At 68.5% G+C, this 4,022-nt stretch carries 3 protein-coding genes; all 3 read left to right on the top strand.

The genetic code is table 11. The annotated features are described in order from the left end of the window. Nucleotides 1-168: 168 nt before the first annotated feature. The 3 genes from P3W75_RS15300 (at nucleotide 169) to P3W75_RS15290 (ending at nucleotide 3,978) form a co-directional block, all read left to right on the top strand. The gene (locus P3W75_RS15300) at nucleotides 169-2,772 is read left to right on the top strand and encodes a TonB-dependent receptor (protein WP_276228208.1); all 2,604 of its coding nucleotides are present in this window, start codon (nucleotides 169-171) and stop codon (nucleotides 2,770-2,772) included. Nucleotides 2,773-2,912: 140 nt separating this feature from the next. Then, complete coding sequence (locus tag P3W75_RS15295) at nucleotides 2,913-3,512, top strand: biliverdin-producing heme oxygenase (protein ID WP_276228207.1); 600 nt, start codon at nucleotides 2,913-2,915, stop codon at nucleotides 3,510-3,512. 67 nt (nucleotides 3,513-3,579) lie between these two features. Then, complete coding sequence (locus tag P3W75_RS15290) at nucleotides 3,580-3,978, top strand: YbaN family protein (protein WP_276228206.1); 399 nt, start codon at nucleotides 3,580-3,582, stop codon at nucleotides 3,976-3,978. Nucleotides 3,979-4,022: the final 44 nt, after the last annotated feature.

Raw genomic sequence — 4,022 nt, 5'->3', positions numbered from 1 at the left:
CGCCGCCCCTTTCCAGGCCCCTTCGCGCCGCTCTCCGACAGCCCTTCTCGACTCTTCTCGACTGTTCGCGAATTATTTTTACGCGATTGCGCGGCGTCGTTCGTTTCGTTAAATGCCAATGCTATTGATTCGCATTTGAATGCGACGACACTCAGAAGAGAGCCCTCGATGACCACCGACGCCCGACGCTCCATCCCGCATCGCCTGCGTGCCCCGGCCAGCCTGTCCCTGCTGGCGCTGTCCATCGCCCTGGCCGCCGCGCCCATGACGTGCGCCCAGGCCGCCGAACCGGCCGCGCAGACCCAGGCCGGCTACCGCTTCGCCATCGAGCGCCAGCCCCTGGCCGGCGCCCTCAACGCCTTCAGCGCCGTGACCGGCTGGCAGGTCGCCCTGCCCGCCGAGCTGGCCGATGGCGTCACCTCCCCCGGCGCCAACGGTCGCCTGAGCGCCGAGCAGGGCCTCAAGCGCCTGCTCGCCGGCAGCGGCCTGGACTACCGCCAGGTGTCCGAGCGCAACGTGGTCCTGTACAAGGCGCCGGGCGCCCGCGCCATCGAACTGCAGCCGCAGACGGTCACCGCCACCCGCCAGGCGCAGAACGTCAACGAGGTGCCGAACACCGTCAGCGTGCGCAGCCGCACCGACCTCGACCGCAACAACGTCAACTCCATCAAGGACCTGGTCCGCGACGAGCCGGGCGTCAGCGTCGGCGGCACCGGCCAGCGCGCCGGCATCACCGGCTACAACATCCGCGGCATCGACGGCGACCGCGTGCTGACGCAGATCGACGGCGTGGAAATCCCCGGCTCCTTCTTCAACGGCCCCTACGCCCAGACCGAGCGCAACTACGTCGACCCGGAAATCGTCAAGCGCGTGGAAATCCTCCGCGGCCCGGCCTCGGCGCTGTACGGCAGCAACGCCATCGGCGGCGCGGTGAGCTACTTCACCCTCGACCCCAGCGACATCATCAAGGACGGCAAGGATGTCGGCGCGCGCCTGAAGACCGGCTACAGCTCGGCCGACGACAGCTGGCTGACCTCGGCCACCGTCGCCGGCCGCCACGACGACTTCGACGCCCTGCTCCACGTCAGCCAGCGCAACGGCCACGAGACCGAGTCCTACGGCAGCCACGGCGGCACCGGCCTGGACCGCACCGAGGCCAACCCCGAGGACGTGCGCACCACCAATGTGCTGGCCAAGCTCGGCTGGAACTACGCCGAAGGCTCGCGCGTGGGCCTGACCTACGAACGCTACAAGGACGACGTCGACACCGACCAGAAGAGCGCCTACGGCGGCCCCTACTCCAACGGCGCGCCGGCCCTGCCGGAAAGCGTGCTGCCCGGCGGCATGTACCAGTGGCGCACCGGCAACGACACCATCACCCGCGAGCGCTACGGCCTGGACCATGAGTTCCTGCTGGAAAGCGCCCTGGCCGACCACGCCAAGTGGAGCTTCAACTACCAGACCGCGAAGACCGAGCAGAGCACCGACGAGTTCTACTACCCGATCACCCGCAAGGTCCTGCGCACCCGCGACACCCTGTACAAGGAACGCCTGTGGGTCCTCGACCTGCAACTGGACAAGAGCTTCGAGATCGGCGAGACCGACCACCTGCTGACCTACGGCACCAACCTCAAGCGGCAGAAGGTCACCGGCTACCGCGAAGGCGACGGCACCTGCCTGGCGGTGGGCGTCGGCTGCAGCGCCGTCGGCGCCACCAGCAGCAGGGACGTGCTGGCGCGCAGCAGCGACTTCCCGGACCCGACCATCGACACCTACGGCCTGTTCGCCCAGGACGAGGTGCGCTGGAACGCCTGGACCTTCCTGCCCGGCCTGCGCTACGACTACACCCGCCTGAAGCCGCACATCACCGAGGAATTCCTCAACACCGCGGACCAGAGCGGCGACGGCCAGGTCAGCAGCCAGGACAAGACCTGGCACCAGCTCTCGCCCAAGCTCGGCGTGACCTACGCCTTCAACGACAACTACCTGTGGTACGGCCAGTACGCCCAGGGCTTCCGCACTCCGACCGCCAAGGCGCTGTACGGCCGCTTCGACAACCCTAGCAGCGGCTACCGCGTGGAACCCAACCCGGACCTCGACCCGGAACGCAGCCAGAGCTACGAGACCGGCCTGCGCGGAACCTTCGACGAAGGCTCGTTCGACGTCTCGGTGTTCTACAACAAGTACCGCGACTTCATCAACGAAGACGCCATCACCGCCGGCTACGACGAAGTCACCTTCCAGAGCAACAACATCAAGCACGCCATCATCAAGGGCGTGGAGCTGAAAGGCCGCCTGGAACTGGCTCCGTTCGGCGCGCCGGAAGGCTTCTACACCAAGGGTTCGGTGGCCTACGCCTACGGCCGCAACAAGGACACCGGCGAGCCGATCAACAGCGTCAACCCGCTGACCGGCGTGTTCGGCCTCGGCTACGACGCCTCCAGCCTGGCCTACGGCGGCCTGCTGAACTGGACCCTGGTCAAGCGCAAGGACCGCGTCGACGAGACCACCTTCAAGGCCCCGGACGGCACCAGCAGCCAGTTCAAGACCCCCGGCTTCGGTATCCTCGATCTGACCGGCTACTACAAGCTGACCGACGACCTGACCCTGAACGCCGGCGTCTACAACCTCACCGACAAGAAGTACTGGCTGTGGGATGACGTGCGCGGCTACGACGGCGTCGGCGAAGCCGGCGTGCTGGCCCCGGCCAACCTCGACCGCCTGACCCAGCCGGGCCGCAACTTCTCGGTCAACCTGGTGTGGGATATCTGACCTGACGCCAACGCCCCTGCCCGTCGTTCCCGCGTTCGCGGGAATGACGAGGCAGAGGGACGTATGCCGGCGTTCTTTACGTTATTCCCGGCCTCGTTCGTCTCGTCTTCTGTAACCCTTCTGCGTACAAGGAATCCCGCATGACCACCCTGGAAGCCCCCGCCCTGCGCTCCCAGCGCCTGAACCTGGTGACCCACCAGCCGCACCAGCGCCTGGACAACGCGGTGAAGGCCCACGATCCCTTCGCCAGCCGCGAGCACTTCACCCCCTTCGTCGTCGCCCAGTACCTGTTCCAGTCCGAACTGCAGGCGCTGTACCAGGACCCGGCGCTGATCGCCATCTTCCCCGACCTGGCCGAACGCTGCCGCGCGCAGCAGGCCAAGGCCGACCTCGCCGACCTCGGCGCCGAGGTCCCGGCAGCGGTGGACGGCGCCGTGGCCAACCCGTCGCGCGCCGCCGCGCTGGGCTGGCTGTTCGTCTCCGAGGGCTCCAAGCTCGGCGCCGCCTTCCTGATCAAGCGCGTCGCCGCCCTGGGCCTGAGCGAAGACTTCGGCGCCCGCCACCTGGGCGAGCCGGCCGGCGGCCGCGCCGAAGGCTGGAAGCGTTTCACCCGCACCCTCGATGGCCTGGAACTGAGCGCCGCGGACGAGCGCGAGGCCGAAGCCGGCGCGCTGGCCGCCTTCGAGCGCTTCGGCGTGCTCCTGCAGCACGCCTACGAGCATGCCGCCGCCCGCGCCTGACGCGGTGATTGACGCGCATCCCGGCAGCGGCCAGGATGCGCGTTTCGCCCCTGTCGCCGTCGTACCGATGTCCCAGCCCGCCCGTTCGCGCACCGTCCGCCTGCTCTACGCGTTGCTCGCCTATACCAGCCTGGGCGTGGGCATGGTCGGCCTGGTGGTGCCCGGCCTGCCGACCACCGAGTTCGTCCTGCTGGCGGCCTGGGCCGCGGCCAAGAGCTCGCCGCGCCTGAGCGCCTGGCTGGAGAACCACCGGCTGTTCGGGCCGATCCTGGCCAACTGGCGCAACGGCCGCGCCATCGCCCGCCGCGCCAAGATCAGCGCCAGCCTGGCGATGCTCGCGGCGCTGGCGATCATGCTGCTGACCCTGCCCCACGGCTACTGGCTGTACGCGGTGGTGCTGGGCATGGCGATCGGCAACCTGTGGATCTGGTCGCGCCCGGACACCAGCGCCGAGCAAAACCCGTAGGGCGGATAACGCCCAAGGCGTTATCCGCCGAATCGCGGACAGAG

It is taken from the genome of Pseudomonas citronellolis (genome assembly GCF_029335315.1).
In the GTDB taxonomy this organism is placed as follows: domain Bacteria; phylum Pseudomonadota; class Gammaproteobacteria; order Pseudomonadales; family Pseudomonadaceae; genus Pseudomonas; species Pseudomonas citronellolis_A.
Note: the sequence above shows the minus strand (reverse complement) of the source record. Positions and strands in the feature narration are given on the sequence as shown.